19 protein-coding genes are annotated in these 16,436 nt (G+C 72.7%); 12 read left to right on the forward strand and 7 right to left on the reverse strand.

What is annotated here, in order from left to right:
* The first annotated feature begins 52 nt into the window (after positions 1 to 52).
* Together OG435_RS29420 and OG435_RS29425 are read left to right on the forward strand one after the other, a co-directional pair.
* The gene (locus OG435_RS29420) at positions 53 to 424 is read left to right on the forward strand and encodes a DivIVA domain-containing protein (protein WP_266880950.1); all 372 of its coding nucleotides are present in this window, start codon (positions 53 to 55) and stop codon (positions 422 to 424) included.
* Entirely contained in the window at positions 421 to 996 is a 576-nt protein-coding gene (locus tag OG435_RS29425; RefSeq protein ID WP_266880951.1) for a DNA-3-methyladenine glycosylase I, read from the forward strand. Before OG435_RS29420 ends, OG435_RS29425 begins: the two co-directional genes overlap by 4 nt.
* A gap of 299 nt (positions 997 to 1,295) precedes the next feature.
* Here the strand turns inward: OG435_RS29425 and OG435_RS29430 are convergent, their stop codons facing one another.
* A complete protein-coding gene (locus OG435_RS29430) occupies positions 1,296 to 2,099 on the reverse strand; it encodes an enoyl-CoA hydratase/isomerase family protein (RefSeq protein ID WP_266880952.1) in 804 nt (267 codons plus the stop codon).
* A 331-nt stretch (positions 2,100 to 2,430) separates the two neighbouring features.
* Here OG435_RS29430 and OG435_RS29435 point away from each other — a divergent pair, with 331 nt between their 5' ends.
* Entirely contained in the window at positions 2,431 to 2,598 is a 168-nt protein-coding gene (locus OG435_RS29435) for a DUF3117 domain-containing protein (RefSeq protein ID WP_003966491.1), read from the forward strand.
* Between the two features lie 158 nt (positions 2,599 to 2,756).
* Complete coding sequence (locus tag OG435_RS29440) at positions 2,757 to 3,374, forward strand: hypothetical protein (RefSeq protein WP_266880953.1); 618 nt, start codon at positions 2,757 to 2,759, stop codon at positions 3,372 to 3,374.
* 10 nt (positions 3,375 to 3,384) lie between these two features.
* Here the strand turns inward: OG435_RS29440 and OG435_RS29445 are convergent, their stop codons facing one another.
* Positions 3,385 to 4,047, reverse strand: coding sequence for an O-methyltransferase (locus tag OG435_RS29445; protein WP_266880954.1), 663 nt, complete (start codon positions 4,045 to 4,047; stop codon positions 3,385 to 3,387).
* 143 nt (positions 4,048 to 4,190) lie between these two features.
* Here OG435_RS29445 and sigE point away from each other — a divergent pair, with 143 nt between their 5' ends.
* The 5 genes from sigE (at position 4,191) to OG435_RS29470 (ending at position 8,658) form a co-directional block, all read left to right on the forward strand.
* Complete coding sequence (gene sigE / locus OG435_RS29450) at positions 4,191 to 4,970, forward strand: RNA polymerase sigma factor SigE (RefSeq protein WP_266880955.1); 780 nt, start codon at positions 4,191 to 4,193, stop codon at positions 4,968 to 4,970.
* Positions 4,967 to 5,644, forward strand: coding sequence for an anti-sigma factor family protein (locus OG435_RS29455; protein WP_430625708.1), 678 nt, complete (start codon positions 4,967 to 4,969; stop codon positions 5,642 to 5,644). The genes sigE and OG435_RS29455 overlap by 4 nt, the downstream gene beginning before the upstream one ends.
* A 164-nt stretch (positions 5,645 to 5,808) precedes the next feature.
* The gene (locus tag OG435_RS29460) at positions 5,809 to 7,242 is read left to right on the forward strand and encodes a S1C family serine protease (RefSeq protein ID WP_266880956.1); all 1,434 of its coding nucleotides are present in this window, start codon (positions 5,809 to 5,811) and stop codon (positions 7,240 to 7,242) included.
* A gap of 118 nt (positions 7,243 to 7,360) precedes the next feature.
* Positions 7,361 to 7,810 carry a sec-independent translocase gene (locus tag OG435_RS29465; protein ID WP_266882186.1) on the forward strand — a complete coding sequence of 150 codons (450 nt, stop codon included), beginning with the start codon at positions 7,361 to 7,363 and terminating at the stop codon, positions 7,808 to 7,810.
* A gap of 134 nt (positions 7,811 to 7,944) precedes the next feature.
* Positions 7,945 to 8,658 carry a hypothetical protein gene (locus tag OG435_RS29470; RefSeq protein WP_266880957.1) on the forward strand — a complete coding sequence of 238 codons (714 nt, stop codon included), beginning with the start codon at positions 7,945 to 7,947 and terminating at the stop codon, positions 8,656 to 8,658.
* A 75-nt stretch (positions 8,659 to 8,733) separates the two neighbouring features.
* Here the strand turns inward: OG435_RS29470 and OG435_RS29475 are convergent, their stop codons facing one another.
* The 3 genes from OG435_RS29475 to OG435_RS29485 all read right to left on the reverse strand — a co-directional run bounded on the left by OG435_RS29475 (position 8,734) and on the right by OG435_RS29485 (position 11,941).
* Positions 8,734 to 9,903, reverse strand: coding sequence for an Mrp/NBP35 family ATP-binding protein (locus OG435_RS29475; RefSeq protein WP_266880958.1), 1,170 nt, complete (start codon positions 9,901 to 9,903; stop codon positions 8,734 to 8,736).
* 42 nt (positions 9,904 to 9,945) lie between these two features.
* On the reverse strand, positions 9,946 to 10,542 hold the full coding sequence (locus OG435_RS29480) for a DUF1003 domain-containing protein (protein ID WP_430625782.1): 597 nt from the start codon (positions 10,540 to 10,542) through the stop codon (positions 9,946 to 9,948).
* Between the two features lie 91 nt (positions 10,543 to 10,633).
* Positions 10,634 to 11,941: a magnesium transporter MgtE N-terminal domain-containing protein gene (locus OG435_RS29485; protein WP_266880959.1), complete on the reverse strand. Its 1,308-nt coding sequence runs from the start codon at positions 11,939 to 11,941 to the stop codon at positions 10,634 to 10,636.
* A 246-nt stretch (positions 11,942 to 12,187) separates the two neighbouring features.
* Between OG435_RS29485 and OG435_RS29490 the strand changes: the two genes are divergently transcribed.
* Complete coding sequence (locus tag OG435_RS29490; protein WP_266880960.1) at positions 12,188 to 12,970, forward strand: hypothetical protein; 783 nt, start codon at positions 12,188 to 12,190, stop codon at positions 12,968 to 12,970.
* Between the two features lie 39 nt (positions 12,971 to 13,009).
* Here OG435_RS29490 and OG435_RS29495 read toward each other — a convergent pair whose 3' ends face one another.
* Both OG435_RS29495 and OG435_RS29500 read right to left on the reverse strand, forming a co-directional pair.
* Complete coding sequence (locus OG435_RS29495; protein WP_266880961.1) at positions 13,010 to 13,525, reverse strand: hypothetical protein; 516 nt, start codon at positions 13,523 to 13,525, stop codon at positions 13,010 to 13,012.
* A 31-nt stretch (positions 13,526 to 13,556) separates the two neighbouring features.
* Positions 13,557 to 14,681, reverse strand: a complete 1,125-nt coding sequence (locus tag OG435_RS29500; RefSeq protein ID WP_266880962.1) for a magnesium and cobalt transport protein CorA — start codon at positions 14,679 to 14,681, stop codon at positions 13,557 to 13,559.
* A 417-nt stretch (positions 14,682 to 15,098) separates the two neighbouring features.
* Here OG435_RS29500 and OG435_RS29505 point away from each other — a divergent pair, with 417 nt between their 5' ends.
* Together OG435_RS29505 and OG435_RS29510 are read left to right on the forward strand one after the other, a co-directional pair.
* Complete coding sequence (locus tag OG435_RS29505) at positions 15,099 to 15,683, forward strand: suppressor of fused domain protein (RefSeq protein ID WP_266880963.1); 585 nt, start codon at positions 15,099 to 15,101, stop codon at positions 15,681 to 15,683.
* A 79-nt stretch (positions 15,684 to 15,762) separates the two neighbouring features.
* On the forward strand, positions 15,763 to 16,401 hold the full coding sequence (locus OG435_RS29510; protein WP_266880964.1) for a DUF6758 family protein: 639 nt from the start codon (positions 15,763 to 15,765) through the stop codon (positions 16,399 to 16,401).
* The last annotated feature ends 35 nt before the right edge of the window (positions 16,402 to 16,436 follow it).

Consider the following 16,436-nt stretch of genomic DNA (forward strand, 5'->3'; position numbering starts at 1 on the left):
CCTCGCGCCTCGCCTGCGACCTTAACCTGGTGGCCGGAGTCTCTCAGGGGAGTTGATCGTGTTCGCGTTCTTGCTCATCGCGCTGGTCGTGGTCGTCGCGGGAGTCACCCTCGCGGTGGCCGGCGGGGGGTCCGAGGCCGTGCTCCCGGATGCCGAGCCCGACCGGCTGTCCGACGCCCTCCCGGAGAACCGGCCCGTCGTACGGGCGGACATCGACGAGCTGCGCCTGCCCGTGGCCCCGCGGGGCTACCGGATGTCCGACGTGGACGACGTACTGGAGCGGCTGGCGGCGGAGCTTGCGGAGCGTGACGCGCGGATCGCCGAGCTGACCGCGGCGGGTGCCGGTGCGGGCGCGGGTCCGGGTGCCGGCGTCGCGGAGTCCGCCGGTGCCTCCGTGGACCTGACCAAGGGAGCCGAGCAATGAGCGGGGTGGTCGCCGGCCCCGACGGGGGCCTGCGGTGCCCCTGGGGGCTGGCCACCGAGGACTACATCGCGTACCACGACAGGGAGTGGGGCCGTCCGGTCCACGGGGACGACGCGCTGTACGAGCGGCTGTGCCTGGAGGCCTTCCAGTCGGGGCTGTCCTGGCTGACGATCCTGCGCCGGCGCGAGGGGTTCCGGGCGGCCTTCGCGGGCTTCGGGATCGCCCGGGTGGCGGAGTTCGGGGCGGCGGACGTCGACCGGCTCCTCGCGGACGAGGGGATCATCCGGAACCGGGCCAAGATCGAGGCGACGCTCGCCAACGCGAAGACCCTGGCCGGGTGGGAGGCGGGGGAACTGGACGCGCTGATCTGGTCCCACGCGCCGGAGCCGGGGCGGGCACCGAGGAGCACCACCGAGATCCCGGCGGTGACCCCGGAGTCCACGGCCCTGGCCAAGGCCCTGAAGAAGGCGGGCATCCGCTTCGTGGGCCCCACGACGGCCTACGCCCTGATGCAAGCCTGCGGCCTGGTCAACGACCACCTGGCCCGATGCGTGGCCCGCGACCTGCCCTGACCCTGCCGGGTCCGCCCTGCGGGGCCGTCCCCTACCCGCCCTTCCACCGTTCCCCGGGGGCCAGCCCCCGGACCCCCGCTCCTCAAACGCCGGAGGGGCTGGAATGTGCCTGGCCGGTGCCGGATGGCGCGGAGCGCCATTTCAGCCGTCCGGCGTTTGAGGACCGGGGTCTGGGGCGGAGCCCCAGGGGGTCCGGGGCGCAGCCCCGGGGAACGGGCGAAGGGTGGGTAGGGGACTCCGCCCCGCGCAGCGGTAAGGGGTGCTGCGGGGACGGACACCGCGTGCGTCCGGCGGAGCCGCTAGCGGCCCAGGTAGTGCGGAGCCTGCTTCGCGAGGAAGGCCGCCACGGCGATGCCGTGGTCCTCGGAGGCCCCGGCCCGGGCCTGCAGGACGTCCTCCTGGTCCAGCGCCTCGGAGAGGGACCGCGAGGCCCCGTACGCCAGGGATTCCTTCAGCGCCGCGTAGGCGACCGTCGGGCCCTCGGCCAGCCGCCGGGCCACGGCCAGCGCCTCGGCCGCCAGCTCCTCCGACGGGACGACACGGTTCGCGATGCCGAGGTCCAGGGCCTCCTGGGCCTTCACGGACCGGGGGAAGAGCAGCAGGTCGGAGGCGCGCGAGCCGCCGATCAGGCGGGGCAGGGTCCACGAGACGCCCGAGTCGGCCGTCAGGGCGACCCCCGCGAAGGAGGTGTTGAAGGAGGCGGTGTCCGCGACCACGCGGAAGTCCGCCGCCAGGGCGAATCCGAAGCCCGCGCCCGCCGCGACGCCGTTCACGCCCGCGACCACCGGCTTCGGCATCTCCGTCAGCGCCCGGACGATCGGGTTGTAGTGCTCCGTGACGGTGTTCATCGTGAGCGAGGAGCCGTGCTCCTTGTCGGCCGCGAGGAACCCGACGTGTTCCTTGAGGTCCTGGCCCACGCAGAACGCCCGGTTGCCGGCCGCGGTGAGCAGGACCGCCCGTACGGCCGGATCCGCGGCCGCCGCCCGGGCCGCGTCGCGCAGGGCGACCTTGGCCTCGGTGTTCATGGCGTTCATGGCCTCGGGACGGTTGATCGTGATGGTCGCGAGTCCGTCGGTCACTTCGTAGAGCACGCTGTCGGCCATGGCGGGGGTCCCCCTTCGTCGCGGGCTGGCTACCGGCCGGTACCGGCCGGTGCAAAGGTCAGCATGGCGGACCGGGGCGGGGTCGCACATGTGATGTGCGTCAAATAAACGGAAGGGCAGAGGCGTGCCGCGGCGGCGAAGTATCGCAGGCGTGTCCCCGAAATGAGTGGTTTTGGTCAAGCGCGTTGCACAAGCGTTCCCAGCCGATGTTGGTCATCGGGTCCTGACATGCGGGATAATGGCCTGGAAGCAATGTGTTCGATGCCGGGTACTAGGCGCCTGAATGGAGCCGTCGGCTGACGATGAACTGGTTTCAGGAAGGGGAACGAGCATGGCGGCCATGAAGCCGCGGACGGGCGACGGCCCGCTCGAGGTCACCAAGGAGGGGCGGGGCATCGTCATGCGCGTACCGCTCGAGGGCGGCGGTCGGCTCGTCGTCGAGCTGACTCCGGACGAGGCGGACGCCCTGGGTGACGCCCTGAAGAAGGTCGTCGGCTGATCCCCCAGGGATAACTGACAGTACTTTCGCTGCATTCTCTGCACTGCCCCGGCCGCGATCTGCGGTCGGGGCAGTGTTGTGTACCCGGGGGACCCCGGACCCGTGACCGGACTCATGACCCGCACCCATGCCCGCACCCTGATCGCCGGAGCCGTGCCGTGACCTTCTCCCCGCCCGCGCCCCCCGCCTTCGCGGACTGCACGCCCCGCCAGAAGGCGGCCCGGGTCCTCACGGAGGTCCTGGCGCCGGGGTACCTGGTGGTGGCCCAGCTGCTGCTGATCGGCTGGCACAGCACGGGGTCGTGGTCCGGTCTCGGCTGGGGGCTTCTCGCCGCCCTGTTCTGCGGGGTGGTCCCGATCGGGATCGTGCTGCTCGGGGTCCGGCGCGGGGCGCTGACCGACCAGCACATCCGGGTCCGGCGTCAGCGGGTCGTCCCGATGGGGCTGAGCCTGGTCTCGGTGATCGCGGGAATCACCCTCCTGCGCGTGCTCGGAGCCCCTGCCGACGTGTTCGCGCTCGTCGTCGCGATGCTGGTCGGCCTTCTTTCCTCGCTGCTGGTGACGGTCGGCTGGCAGATATCCATCCACATGTCGGTGGCCGGCGGCACCGCGATGGTCCTGCTGCTGGTCTTCGGTCCGGCGGTGCTCCCCGCCGTACTGATCGCCGCCGCCATCGGATGGTCCCGGTGGGCCCTGAAGGCGCACACCGCGGCGCAGCTCCTCGCCGGCACCGCCCTGGGCGGTACGGCCGCGCTGACGTTCGCGCTGCTGCGCTGACCCGCCGGGTTCAGCGTCGGACCGCGCACAGCAGGCCGTCGCCCACCGGGAGCAGGGCGGCCTCCAGGGCCGGGCTCTCGCGGACGCTGCGCAGCAGCTCGCGGACGCGGAGCACCTCCACCGGCTGGGCCGCGGAGTCGACCGTACGGCCGTCCGAGAAGACTCCCTCGAAGCAGACGAGGCCGCCGGGGCGCAGCAGGCGCAACGATTCAGCGAGGTAGTCCAGCGACTCCGCCGGGTCCCCGTCGCAGAAGACGAGGTCGTATCCGCCGTCGGCGAGCCGGGGCAGTACGTCCAGGGCGCGGCCCGGGATGAAGCGGGCGCGGTTGCCCGCGAAGCCGGCGGCGCGGAAGGCCTGGCGGGCGAAGGCCTGCCGGTCCGCTTCGGGATCGACCGTGGTCAGGACCCCGTCGGCGCGCATTCCGTGCAGGAGGTGGATGCCGGACACGCCGGTTCCCGTGCCGATCTCGGCGACCGCCTTGGCGTCCGCGGTGGCGGCGAGCAGGCGCAGCGCGGCCCCGGTGCCGGGGGAGACGGACCGCAGTCCCGCTTCCCTGGACCGGTCGCGGGCCCATCGCAGAGCGTCGTCTTCGGCGACAAACGCGTCGGCGAACGCCCAGCTCGTCTGCCGGTTGCCGGTAATGACCCTCTCCTGTCCCCATAGTTGGCGCAACGGTGACTGTATCCGCTGGAGTCGGGAACCCGCAGATGGGACCGGGCGTTGAGAGCAGTAGAGACGCAAGAGCGGCCTGGGGCCCGGAGCCCGTGCAAAGTTACTGCAAAAATGCTTATCCAGAGCTGACGGGAGGGGTGGCTATGGTAGGGATTCCGCTGGACACCACCAGAGCCGACAGGGGAGGTGCGGCTGCGCCTGTGGATCGTGGGGGTGTCCTCCGACGCCTCTTCTGGTCGGCCGGTGAGCCGAAATCCGTGACCAACATTGCTGACCGTTTCCGCACCGTAGACACCGCAACCACCGCGACGTTCGCCGCCGATGCGGGCTCCCAGGCGTGGACCCCTCCCTCGTGGGAGGAGATCGTCAGCACGCACAGTGCGCGGGTCTACCGCCTCGCCTACAGGCTGACGGGCAACCAGCACGACGCCGAGGACCTGACGCAGGAAGTATTCGTCCGCGTCTTCCGCTCGCTGTCCACGTACACGCCCGGCACGTTCGAGGGCTGGCTGCACCGGATCACCACGAACCTCTTCCTCGACATGGTCCGCCGCAAGCAGCGGATCCGCTTCGACGCCCTCGCCGACGACGCCGCCGAGCGGCTGCCGAGCCGCGAGCCGTCCCCGCAGCAGGTGCTCCACGACACCCACTTCGACGCCGACGTGCAGCAGGCGCTGGACACCCTCGCGCCCGAGTTCCGTGCGGCCGTGGTGCTCTGCGACATCGAGGGCCTGTCGTACGAGGAGATCGCCGCCACGCTCGGCGTGAAGCTCGGCACCGTCCGCAGCCGTATCCACCGCGGCCGTTCCCACCTGCGCAAGGCGCTCAAGCACCGGTCTCCCGAGGCCCGTGCGGAGCAGCGCGCGCTGGCCGGTGTGGCGCTGGGCGCGCCCGGCGCCGGGGGAGAGGGCGGAGCCGAGTGAGCGGGATCAGTCCGTCCTCCCCGTCGCCTGCCGAACACCACCTGGGCGACCGGCTCGCTGCCCTGGTGGACGGGGAGTTGAGCCACGACGCGCGCGAGCGGGTCCTGGCCCACCTGGCGACCTGTGCCAGGTGCAAGGCCGAGGCCGATGCGCAGCGTCGCCTGAAGACCATGTTCGTGGAGAGCGCGCCGCCTCCGCTGTCGGCCGGGCTGCTGGCGCGGTTGCAGGGGCTGCCCGGAGGCGGCCCCGAGGGCCCGACCGGGCCGTCAGGGCCTGCCGGTCCCTTCGGCCCGTCGGCGGGAGCCGACCCCTTCCCCTCCTTCGGCTACGCGCCCGCGGCCGCCGCCGCGCCGCCGCAACAGGGCTTCCGGATACACGAGGTGGGCCGTCAGCGGCGCCGCTTCGCGTTCGTGGCCGCCGGAGCGGTGTCGCTCGCCGCGATCGCGCTGGGGGGCTCGCTGCCGATGGAAGCGGTCGAGCCCAATGCCCGGGGCGAGGCACCGGCCGCGCGTACGGGACCCGTCGTCCCGGTGTTCGACGCGGTGGTCCGGGAGAAGCGCCTGCCGAAGCCGGGCGTCATCCCGACGCTCCACCCGGCCGCCCCCCTGGCGCCCCCGGCGCCCTCCCGTCCGACCACGTCGGCCTCCGCCCGCCCGGTATCCCTGTACCGCTAGGTCCGGTGCCGGGCCGTGCCCGGCCGTCCGGTGGCTCCGGTCCCGCCCGGGTGCCCGTGCTTTCGCCCCGCCGGGGCGGGCGGCGCGGGCGACCTGGTTGAATCTCCGCCAGATGCGCCGCCCCGGGCGGCCGGCGGAGATCGACAGGTAGGCGGGGAGCGCCCATGTCCGACAGCCAGCAGACCGATCCGGCGGCGGATCCGGTCCCCGCCCTCCTGCCCCGGTGGTGGAGCCGGCCCGCGGTGACCGCCGGGGCGCACGAGGCCTCCGTACCGCCGCCGCGGGCGGCCGAGTCGCCAGCGGACCCGGATCCGGTGGCAGCGCAGGGCCCGGCCCCCGCACCGGTGCCCCAGTGGTGGAGCCGGCCCGCGCAGCCGGTCGCCGCGCACGAGGAACCCGTACCGCCCCCGCCGAGCGACGCGCAGGCGGACCCGGAGCCGCGGTACGACCCGTGGGGTGCGCGGCCGCTCCAGCCGGTGGACCACGGCCGGGAGGGCTCCCGCCGGCTGCGGCTGCGCCAGGGCATCCTCATCGGCCTCGGCATCGCCCTCCTGGCCGGCGGCATCGGCGGTTACGCCGGAGTCCTCGCCGAGCGGCAGGCCGGCACCCGGCTCGAACTCCCGCAGGCGGCCCCCGCCGACCGCGGCCGGGCTCCCGACAGCGTGGCCGGGATCGCCGCCACCGCACTGCCCGGTGTGGTCACCCTGCACGTCAACGGCGCGGAGAGCAGTTCGACCGGCACCGGCTTCGTCCTCGACGGGCAGGGCCACATCCTCACCAACAACCACGTGGTCAACGGGGCCCGGACCATAACGGTCACCTTCAGCACCGGTGAGAGCGTCCCCGCCGAGCTGGTCGGCGGCGACACCGGCTACGACCTGGCCGTCGTCAAGGTCGAAGGGGTACGGGGCCTGCGCCCGCTCGCGCTCGGCAACTCCGAGAACGTCCAGGTCGGTGACCCGGTGGTGGCCATCGGGGCCCCCTTCGACCTCTCCAACACGGTGACCGCCGGAATCATCAGCGCCACCGGCCGCCCCATCACCGCCGGGGGAGACAAGGGCGACGGCAGCGACGTCAGTTACGTCGACGCCCTCCAGACCGACGCCCCCATCAACCCCGGCAACTCCGGCGGACCGCTCCTCGACGCCCGGGCCCAGGTCATCGGCATCAACAGCGCCATCCGCGGGGGCGACGGCGGGGACAGCTCCGGGCAGCAGCGCGGCAGCATCGGTCTCGGCTTCGCCATCCCGGTGAACCAGGGCAAGCGCGTCGCCGAGGAGCTGATGCGCACCGGCCGCGCCACCCATCCCGTCATCGGCGTCACCCTGGACATGGAGTACTCCGGCGACGGGGCCCGGGTCGGGGAGAAGGGCGAGGGCGGGAAGCCGGCGGTCACCGCGGGCGGGCCCGGAGCCCGCGCGGGGATCCGGCCGGGCGACGTGATCACGAAGGTCGACGGCGTACGAGTGCACGGCGGCGACGAGCTCGTGATCAAGATCCGGGCCCACCGGCCGGGCGACCGGCTCACCCTCACCGTGCTGCGCGAGGGCAGGGAGCGCACGCTGGAAGTGGTCCTCGGCTCGGCGAACGGTTCGTGACGGCCGGGTGAAAGGCGAACCCGTCCGCTAATCAGCCGGTCCTGGTGTATTGGCCTGCGGACCCGGCCGGGTACCGTGTGACAGGCCTGACGTGAAGAGAGCCGAGGAGCGGGGCAAGGTGTTCAACGACATAGGCGCACTCGAGCTGGTCACGATCGTGGTGCTCGCCATTCTCATCTTCGGCCCGGACAAACTGCCCAAGGTCATCCAGGACGTCACGGGCGTCATCCGGAAGATCCGCGCGTTCTCGGACAGCGCGAAGCAGGACATCCGCTCCGAGCTCGGGCCGGAGTTCAAGGACTTCGAGTTCGAGGACCTGAACCCGAAGAACTTCATCCGCAAGCAGCTGACCGAGAACGAGGACCTCAAGGAGATCCGGAGCAGCTTCGATCTCCGCAAGGAACTCAACGACGTCACCGACGCGGTCAACGGCAAGGAGCCCGAGGCGGTCCCGGCCGCCGACGGCAGCCCCGCCGCCGCCGCGCCGGGCGCCGGGCCGGACATGGTCAAGAAGCCCGCGACCCCCGCGCAGGAGCAGCTCACGCGCTTCGACGCCGACGCGACCTGACGCCACCGGGGACCACGCGCGCGCCCGCCTGCCCGGTGAACCGCGGTCGGATGGCTATCCTCCTTTGAGTCCGGATCCAGGACGCCCGAGGGGGGTGGGCCGTTCCGGAGCCCACGGAACGAGAGGCCGCTCAGATGGAGACGACGAGCAGTAGCCGGGTAGGCACGCAGCCCGCCGAGGCACAGACGCCAGCCCCCGCACTGGCAGCAGACCCTCCGCAGTCCCCCGACGCGGCCGCCCCGCCCGTCCCTGCCGCCCGCCGGGCGGCCGAGGGGTACCTGCGGGCGGACTTCCCCTGGTACGGCCTGGACGGGGCCTTCACCGGCCCCCGCTGGCTGATGCAGGTCGCCGCCGGCGCGGACGGCAGCGTGGAGCACGGCTCGACCGGTCACGGTGACGAGCCCTCCGCCCGGGGCGAGATCGCCACCGGGGAGAAGGAGCGCTTCGCGGTGGTCGTCACGGTGGCGAGCAACCCGCTGCGGCGCACCGCCGACGGCACCGGCGTCCTGGAGGCCACCTCGGTCTCCTCGGCGGCCTGGCTGGCCGGCTCGGGGCTGCTGGCCTACAGCTGGCCGGGGCAGATGGACCACAGCCTGCGCGACGACTGGCTCGACCAGCAGACCGAGGCGGCGTGGGAGCTCGCGGACGACCTCGGCGGTGAGGACTGGTCGACGCTGTCGCTGCCGGTGGACGGGGAGCCGACGCCGTTCCACTACCGCGAGTCGGAGTTCGGCTGGGTCCTGGCCGGATCGACCGGGAGCGGGGTGCACCTCGGAGCCTACGGGCGGGGGATGAGCGCCTACGGGATCGGCTTCTCGGTGATCGGCGACCTGGCGGCGTACGAGTAGGCCGCACGGGCAAGGACACGAAAAGAGGGGGGGCCGGCGAGGAAACATCCTCGTCGGCCCCCCTCTTTTCCTACGTCAGAACTTGTTGCGCGGGGTGATGCCCAGGGACATGCCGGCCAGGCCGCGGGCCCGGCCGCCGAGCTTGCCGGCGATGGCGCGCAGGGCCGCGCCGGCGGGGGAGTCGGGGTCGGACAGGACGACCGGGGTGCCGTCGTCGCCGCCCTCGCGCAGCCGGACGTCGATCGGGATCGAGCCCAGCACCGGCACGTTCGCGCCGATCGTCTTCGTCAGGCCGTCGGCGACCTTCTGGCCACCGCCGGAGCCGAACACGTCGACCATCTCGTCGCAGTGCGGGCAGGGCAGCCCGGACATGTTCTCGACGACGCCGACGATCTTCTGGTGCGTCTGCACGGCGATCGAGCCGGCCCGCTCCGCGACCTCGGCCGCCGCCTGCTGCGGGGTGGTCACGACGAGGATCTCGGCGTTCGGCACGAGCTGCGCCACGGAGATCGCGATGTCGCCCGTGCCCGGCGGCAGGTCGAGCAGCAGGACGTCCAGGTCGCCCCAGTACACGTCGGCCAGGAACTGCTGGAGGGCCCGGTGCAGCATCGGACCGCGCCACACCACGGGTGCGTTGCCCGGGGTGAACATGCCGATGGAGATGACCTTCACGCCGTGCGCCGACGGCGGCATGATCATGTTCTCGACCTGGGTGGGGCGGCCCTCCACGCCGAGCATGCGCGGCACGCTGTGGCCGTAGATGTCGGCGTCGACGACACCGACCTTGAGGCCGTCGGCCGCCATCGCCGCCGCCAGGTTCACGGTGACCGAGGACTTGCCGACGCCGCCCTTGCCGGAGGCGACCGCGTAGACGCGGGTCAGCGAGCCGGGCTGGGCGAAGGGGACCTCGCGCTCGGCGGTGCCGCCGCGCAGGGTCGCCGCGAGGTCCTTGCGCTGCTCGTCGCTCATCACGTCCAGCGTGACGGAGACCGAGGTGACGCCGGGGACCCGCTGCACGGCCTCGGTGACCAGGTTGGTGATGGTCTCGCGCATGGGGCAGCCCGACACGGTCAGGAACACGGTGACGGCGACCTCGCCGCCGTCGCCGATCTCCACCGATTTGACCATGCCCAGCTCGGTGATGGGCCGGTGGATCTCGGGGTCGTTCACCGTCGCCAGCGCGTCCAGGATCGCGTCCTGCTCGGGCACGGCAGCGGCGGAGGCGGAGCTTGTGTCGGTAGCCATGCCCCGATGGTACGGCTCGGTGGCGGGCCTCAGGAAAGCCCGCTAGCGGTCGCCTTCGTCACTCTCCGCGGGGAATAGCCGCCGCTCGTCCATCTCCTTGATCAGATCCTGGAACTCGGACCGGATCCAGTCGCGCGTGGCGACCTCGCCCAGACCCATCCGCAGGGCCGCGATCTCCCGGGTCAGGTACTCGGTGTCGGCGAGCGAGCGCTCGTTCTGCTTGCGGTCCTGCTCCAGGTTGACCCGGTCCCGGTCGTCCTGGCGGTTCTGCGCCAGCAGGATCAGCGGGGCCGCGTAGGAGGCCTGGAGCGAGAGCATCAGGGTCAGGAAGATGAAGGGGTACTGGTCGAAGCGCACGTTCACCGGGGCGAAGATGTTCCACAGCACCCAGATGATGATGACGACGGTCATCCAGACGATGAACCGGCCGGTGCCGAGGAACCGGGCGACCCGCTCCGAGAGCCGCCCGAAGGCCTCCGGGTCGTACTCGGGCAGCAGCCGGCGCCGGGCCGGGCGCGGCAGGTCGAGCCGGGTGCGCGAGCGCGTCAGCGCGCTCGCCCCCGACGACTGGCCCGCCTTCGCCCGCTCGCCGCGCTCGAAGGAGGAACGTTCCGCCCGCTCCGCGGCGGCCTCCGCCAACCCGTGCTCGCGGGCCTGCGCCCGCGCCTGCTCGCGCCGCTCCCGGATCTGCTCCTTGCGCCGCTCGCGCGGCTGCTCGCCGCGCCCCCGCTCAGTCCCCACGGAGGGCTCCTTCCGCACGCTCGGAATCCTCGGGACCCCCGGGGCCCTCCGAATGGAAGTCCGTCTCCCGCCAGTCGTCCGGCAGCAGGTGGTCCAGTACGTCGTCCACGGTGACCGCGCCCAGCAGCGAGCCGCTTTCGTCGACCACCGGGACCGCGACCATGTTGTACGCGGCCAGGTAGCTGGTGACCACCGGCAGCGAGGAGTCCGGCCGCAGCGGCGCCAGCCCCGTGTCCACGATCGAGCTGACCAGGGTGAACGGCGGATCGCGCAGCAGCCGCTGGAAGTGCACCGTGCCCAGGTACTTGCCCGTCGGCGTCTCGTCCGGCGGCCGGCACACGTACACCTGCGCCGCCAGCGCCGGCGACAGGTCCGACTGCCGTACGCGGGCCAGCGCGTCGGCGACCGTCGCGTCGGGCCGCAGCACGATCGGCTCCGTGGTCATCAGACCGCCCGCGGTGTTCTCCTCGTACGACAGCAGGCGTCGCACGTCGGCGGCGTCGTCCGGCCGCATCAGCGTCAGCAGCCGTTCCTTGTCGTCCTCCGGCAGCTCCGAGAGCAGGTCGGCCGCGTCGTCCGGGTCCATCGCCTCCAGGACGTCGGCCGCGCGCTCCTCCTTCAGCTTCCCGAGGATCTCCACCTGCTCGTCCTCGGGCAGCTCCTCCATGACGTCCGCGAGCCGGTCGTCGTCCAGCGCGCTCGCCACCTCGGCACGCCGCTTCGGCGTCAGGTGGTGCAGGACGTTCGCCACGTCCGCGGGGCGCATCTGCTCGAAGGTGGCGACCAGGTTCTCGGCGCCCTGCCCGTGCTCCTCCAGCGAGAAGCCCGTCACGGCCGACCACTCCACGGTCAGGGTCTCGCCGCGCCGCCGCAGCGCACCCGACTTGCCCTTCCGTACGAAGATCCGGTCGATCTCCCAGTCGCGCCGGGCCGGCAGCTGCTGGATGGCCACGTCCAGGACGGTGACCTCCTCGTCGTCCGCGACCAGGCGCACCCGCCGGTCCAGCAGCTCGCCGAGGATCAGCCGCTCGGTGGGACGCTGCTCGAAGCGCCGCATGTTGACCACGCCGGTGGTGATCACCTGGCCGGACTCGACGCCCGTCACCCGGGTCATGGGCAGGAAGATCCGCCGCCGGCTGACCACCTCGACCACCAGGCCGAGCAGCCGGGGCGGCCGGCCGCCCACGCGCAGCATCGCGACGAGGTCGCGGACCCGGCCCACCTGGTCGCCGTTGGGGTCGAAGACGGGCACACCCGACAGATGCGAGACGAAGATCCGTGGGGCGCCTGCCGCCATCCGAGCGCCTCCTACGAGCTGCGTCATCCGTCGATCACCGGTACTGCCGTCCCTCAGGTTAGCCCGTACCGCACCCAACCTCCTGGTGGGGCCGTCCGCCCGGGCCTGCCCCGGGCATCGGCGCCGTGCCCGCGCGACCTCCGCACGCGCGTCCCCACGGGCTGCGCCCGGGTGCCGCGCCGGGGCCCGCGTACGGGCGGGTACGCTGCCAGCTGCTCGCCGACGCAACGAGAGGGGCACCCACCCGTGACCGCCTATTTCCCCGCCCCGCGGCTGCGCCGGGCCGCCTTCGTCAGCGCCCTGTGCGCGGGCCTGGCCGTCGTAGGCACGGGGTGCGGAGCGGACCCCGACGAGGGGACGAACGGCGTCGGGAAGCTGTCCGCCGACCAGATCGAGGACAAGGCGAAGACGGCCGTCACCGGGGCGCAGTCGGTCCACCTCTCCGGCACGCTCGTCAGCGGGGGCAAGTCCTTCACCCTGGACATGCGGCTCGGGGCGGACGGCGGCTCCGGCGAGGTGAAGGCCCAGGACGACACCACCTTCCAGCTGCTGCGGGTGGGGGAGCAGCTCTACCTCAAGGCGGGCGCCGCGTTCTGGGGCCAGTCCGAGGCGGCGGGCAAGCTCGGCGACAAGTTCGTCAAGGTGCCCGAGGCGGACCCCTCGTACAAGCAGTTCCGCGGGTTCACCGACATGCAGGTCATGCTCGACGGGCTGCTCGGCCTCGACGGGAAGCTGACCAAGGGCGAGGACTACACCAAGGTCGGGCTCACCCGGGCCGTCCAGGTCTCGGCGGACAAGGGCAAGGGCGGCAAGCTCTCGGTCTCCCTGGAGGGCACCCCCTACCCGCTCCTCATGGAACGCGCGGGCGGCGCCGGACGGGTGACCCTGGCGGAATGGGGCGCGCCCGTCGAGCTCACCGCGCCCGCGCCGGACCAGACGGTGGACTACGGCTCCGAGCTGCCCACGACCAAGGAACAGGAGGGCGGCTCCGGCCAAGGCTCCGGCCAGGGTGCCAACCCGCAGGGCTAGGCCGTCTCTTTCGGAACTTGCCGGGCCCGCCGCACGTCCCTAGCGGGCGGCCTTCTTCTTCCGCTTCAGCAGCAGCTTCGGCAGACCGGCCGGGATCGGCTGCCGGGTCGTCGCCGGGGAGCCCAACGGAGCCGCCGCCAGCGAACCCTCGGGCAGGGCCGCCCGGACCGACTCCGGCTCCAGGCGCAGCAGCCGGCACTCCCGCGCCCAGCGTTCGGTCATCTCGGCGGAGTCGGGCGCGTTGAGCCGCTTGCCCTTGAGCTCGGCCACCGCGGCCTCCCACGGCTCGCTGCCGGGCACGAGCTCCCGTACGGTCGCCGTCCACGCGACGAGCCGGCCGCCCTTGTCCTTGCTGCGCACGGTCACCTCCGCCGCCGCGCCGTCCGCGAGCCCCGGGAACGGCTGCTCCCCGGGCCCGTCGCCGAGCACGTGCGCCGCGCCGTCCACCCAGGCGTGCCACAGGCCGCGGTCCGCCCCGGAGCCGCGGACCCAGATGAGGCCGGACTTCTTGGTGGCCTCCTCGACGAGGGCCAGATCGAGCGCGCTGAGAGTCATGCGCACAGGGTAGCCAGCGCCCCCCGGCCCCTCACAGCCAGCCGTGGCGGCGCAGGGCCCGGTGGATGGTGAAGCAGGTCCCCGCGATGGTGGCCATCACCATCGGATAGCCGTAGCGCCACTGGAGCTCCGGCATGTGCTCGAAGTTCATCCCGTACACCCCGCAGATCATCGTGGGCACGGCGATGATCGCCGCCCAGGAGGTGATCTTGCGCATGTCCTCGTTCTGCGCGACGGTCGCCTGCGCCAGGTTGGCCTGGAGGATGGAGTTCAGCAGCTCGTCGAAGCCGACGACCTGCTCGTGCACCCGGGCCAGGTGGTCGGCGACGTCGCGGAAGTACTTCTGGATGTCGGGCTCCACCAGCCGCATCGGGCGCTCGCTGAGCAGCTCCATGGGGCGCAGCAGCGGGGAGACGGCCCGCTTGAACTCCAGCACCTCGCGCTTGAGCTGGTAGATCCGGCCCGCGTCTCCGCCGCGCGCACTGCCCTTGGCGGGGGCGGCGAAGACCGCGCTCTCCACCTCGTCGATGTCGTCCTGCACGGCCGCGGCGACGGCGATGTACCCGTCGACCACGTGGTCCGCGAGGGAGTGCAGGACGGCGGAGGGGCCCTTGGCGAGGAGCGCCGGGTCGTCCTGGAGGCGGTGGCGCAGGCCCTTGAGGGAGCCGTGGCCGCCGTGCCGGACGGTGATGACGAAGTCGGGGCCGGTGAAGCACATCACCTCGCCGGTCTCCACCACCTCGCTGGTGGCGGTGAGTTCGGCGTGCTCGACGTAGTGGATCGTCTTGAAGACGGTGAAGAGGGTGTCGTCGTACCGCTCCAGCTTCGGACGCTGGTGCGCGTGCACCGCGTCCTCCACCGCGAGCGGGTGCAGCCCGAACACGGCGGCGATCCCGGCGAACTCGGCCTCCGTCGGCTCGTGCAGGCCGATCCACGCGAAACCGCCGTCCTCGCGGACCTCGCGCAGCGCCTCACGGGGCGTCAGGCAGGAGATGCCCCGTGCGCGCCCGGCGCGCCGGCCGTCGCGGTAGACGGCGCAGTCGACCACCGCGCTGATGGCGGACGGGTCACGGGTGGTGTCGTAGCCGGGCTGGGCCGGGGTGGACCTGCGCAGCGCGGGGCGGACGGCGGCACGGAGGTAGGGCAGCATCGACATGGCAGGCTCCTTCGCGCGCACGGCTGCGGACCGTACGGGTGGGAGGTCCTTCCGGATGACGCGCTCACCGCGGTCGGCAGGCCGGGCGGGCAGGCGGAAGGATCAGGACGGGAGGACACAGTTCTTCCGTCGCTCTTCGACCGATCCGGCGCGTGTTTCGAAGACGCGCAGGTCAAAGGGGGCGCGGCGCGCCCGTCGGCGAAGTGGAAGAGCGAGAGGTACCGCACGTACTGTGCGATCGACTTCGATGCACCGCAGCCCCACCTCCTCCGGCCGGTCCCCCGTAGGGGACGTCCTGTCGCCGGGGCACTGAAACTTCTCTTCTGAGAGCGTCCCCGACCAGCGGTCAACGATATCAGCCGACGGATGGTCAAGAGCCGCTCTTTACCCGGCTGATACGAGTTCTATGCTCGCTCCATGGCAGAAATTCTGGCCCTTGTGGAAGCCCGGCTGCGCGCCGCCCTCGGCGAACCCGACGCCCGCGCCGCCGTCACCTTCCTGGGCACCGACCGGTTCGAGATCCTCCGCTTCACCGAGGGCGACCTCGTGCGGTACGCGACCCTCGGCATGTCCGCCCAGCCCATGACCGACCCCACGACGGTGGTCGCCGACCCGGTCCGCGGCCCGCGCGCGGAGCTCGTACTGACCGTACGGGGCGGGCTCGCGCCCACCGACAAGCTGCTGCGGCCGCTGGCCGTGCTGGCGGCGTCGCCCCAGGTGGAAGGACTCGTCGTGGCGCCCGGCGCCTCACTGGACGTGGGCGAACCCCTCTGGGACGGGGCCCCGTTCACCTCGGTGCTCGTGGCGGAGCCCGGCGGTCTGGTGGAGGACCTGGTCCTGGACGACCCGATGGACCCCGTCTCCTTCTTCCCCCTCCTGCCGATGACGGCGAACGAGGCGGCGTGGAAGCGCGTCCACGGCGCGGCCGCCCTCCAGGAACGCTGGCTCGCGCGCGGCACGGATCTGCGGGACCCTCTGCGTACGGCAGTCGCACTGGACTGAGCATCCGGCCGCCGCCCGGCCGCCCGGACGGGTGACCACGTCTTGACGGGGCGCGTGGCGGGGAGGAGCGTGGCTTCTTATGAGGGGCGAACCGAGTTGCCCGAAGTGTGGTGGCCGGGTCAGGGCGCCCGGTCTTTTCGCCGACTCCTGGCAGTGCACGGTGCACGGCACCGTCCATCCACTGCAGCCCGTGATCCCGCCGAGCGTCGAAGGCCTCGGCGTGGTGGTGCACCGGGCGCAGGTGCCGGTGTGGATGCCCTGGCCGCTGCCCGTCGGCTGGCTCTTCACCGGGATCGCCTCCGCCGGTGACGACCGCAGTGGCGGCCGGGCCACGGCCGTGGCCTGCTCCGGTCCCGGTCCGCTCGGCGGTCTCGGTGAGCTGCTGCTGATCGCCGAGGAACTGGGCGTCGGCCTGGGCGCGCGGTTCGCCGGCCTCGACGCACCCGACCCGGGCCCCTTCATGAACGTCTCCGCCCCGCCGCACGCCAAGGTGGTCGCCGCCGGGCGCCCGACACCGCTCTGGCACGTCACCGGCGTCCCCGACGACCGGGCCGTCTTCGCGGGCGAGGCGCGCGGGCTGTGGCTGTGGGCGATCGTCTGGCCGGAGCAGTCGGGCCTGCTGATGTACGACGAGCTGGTGCTGACCGACCTGCGCGACGCGGGATCCGAGGTCGAGCTGCTGCCCTGCGGAGCCTTGAGCCCCCGCATTATTTCCTGACCTACCGGACGACGCGGGCCCGCGCCCCGGCGCGT

This window comes from Streptomyces sp. NBC_01264 (genome assembly GCF_026340675.1).
Taxonomy (GTDB): Bacteria; Actinomycetota; Actinomycetes; order Streptomycetales; family Streptomycetaceae; genus Streptomyces.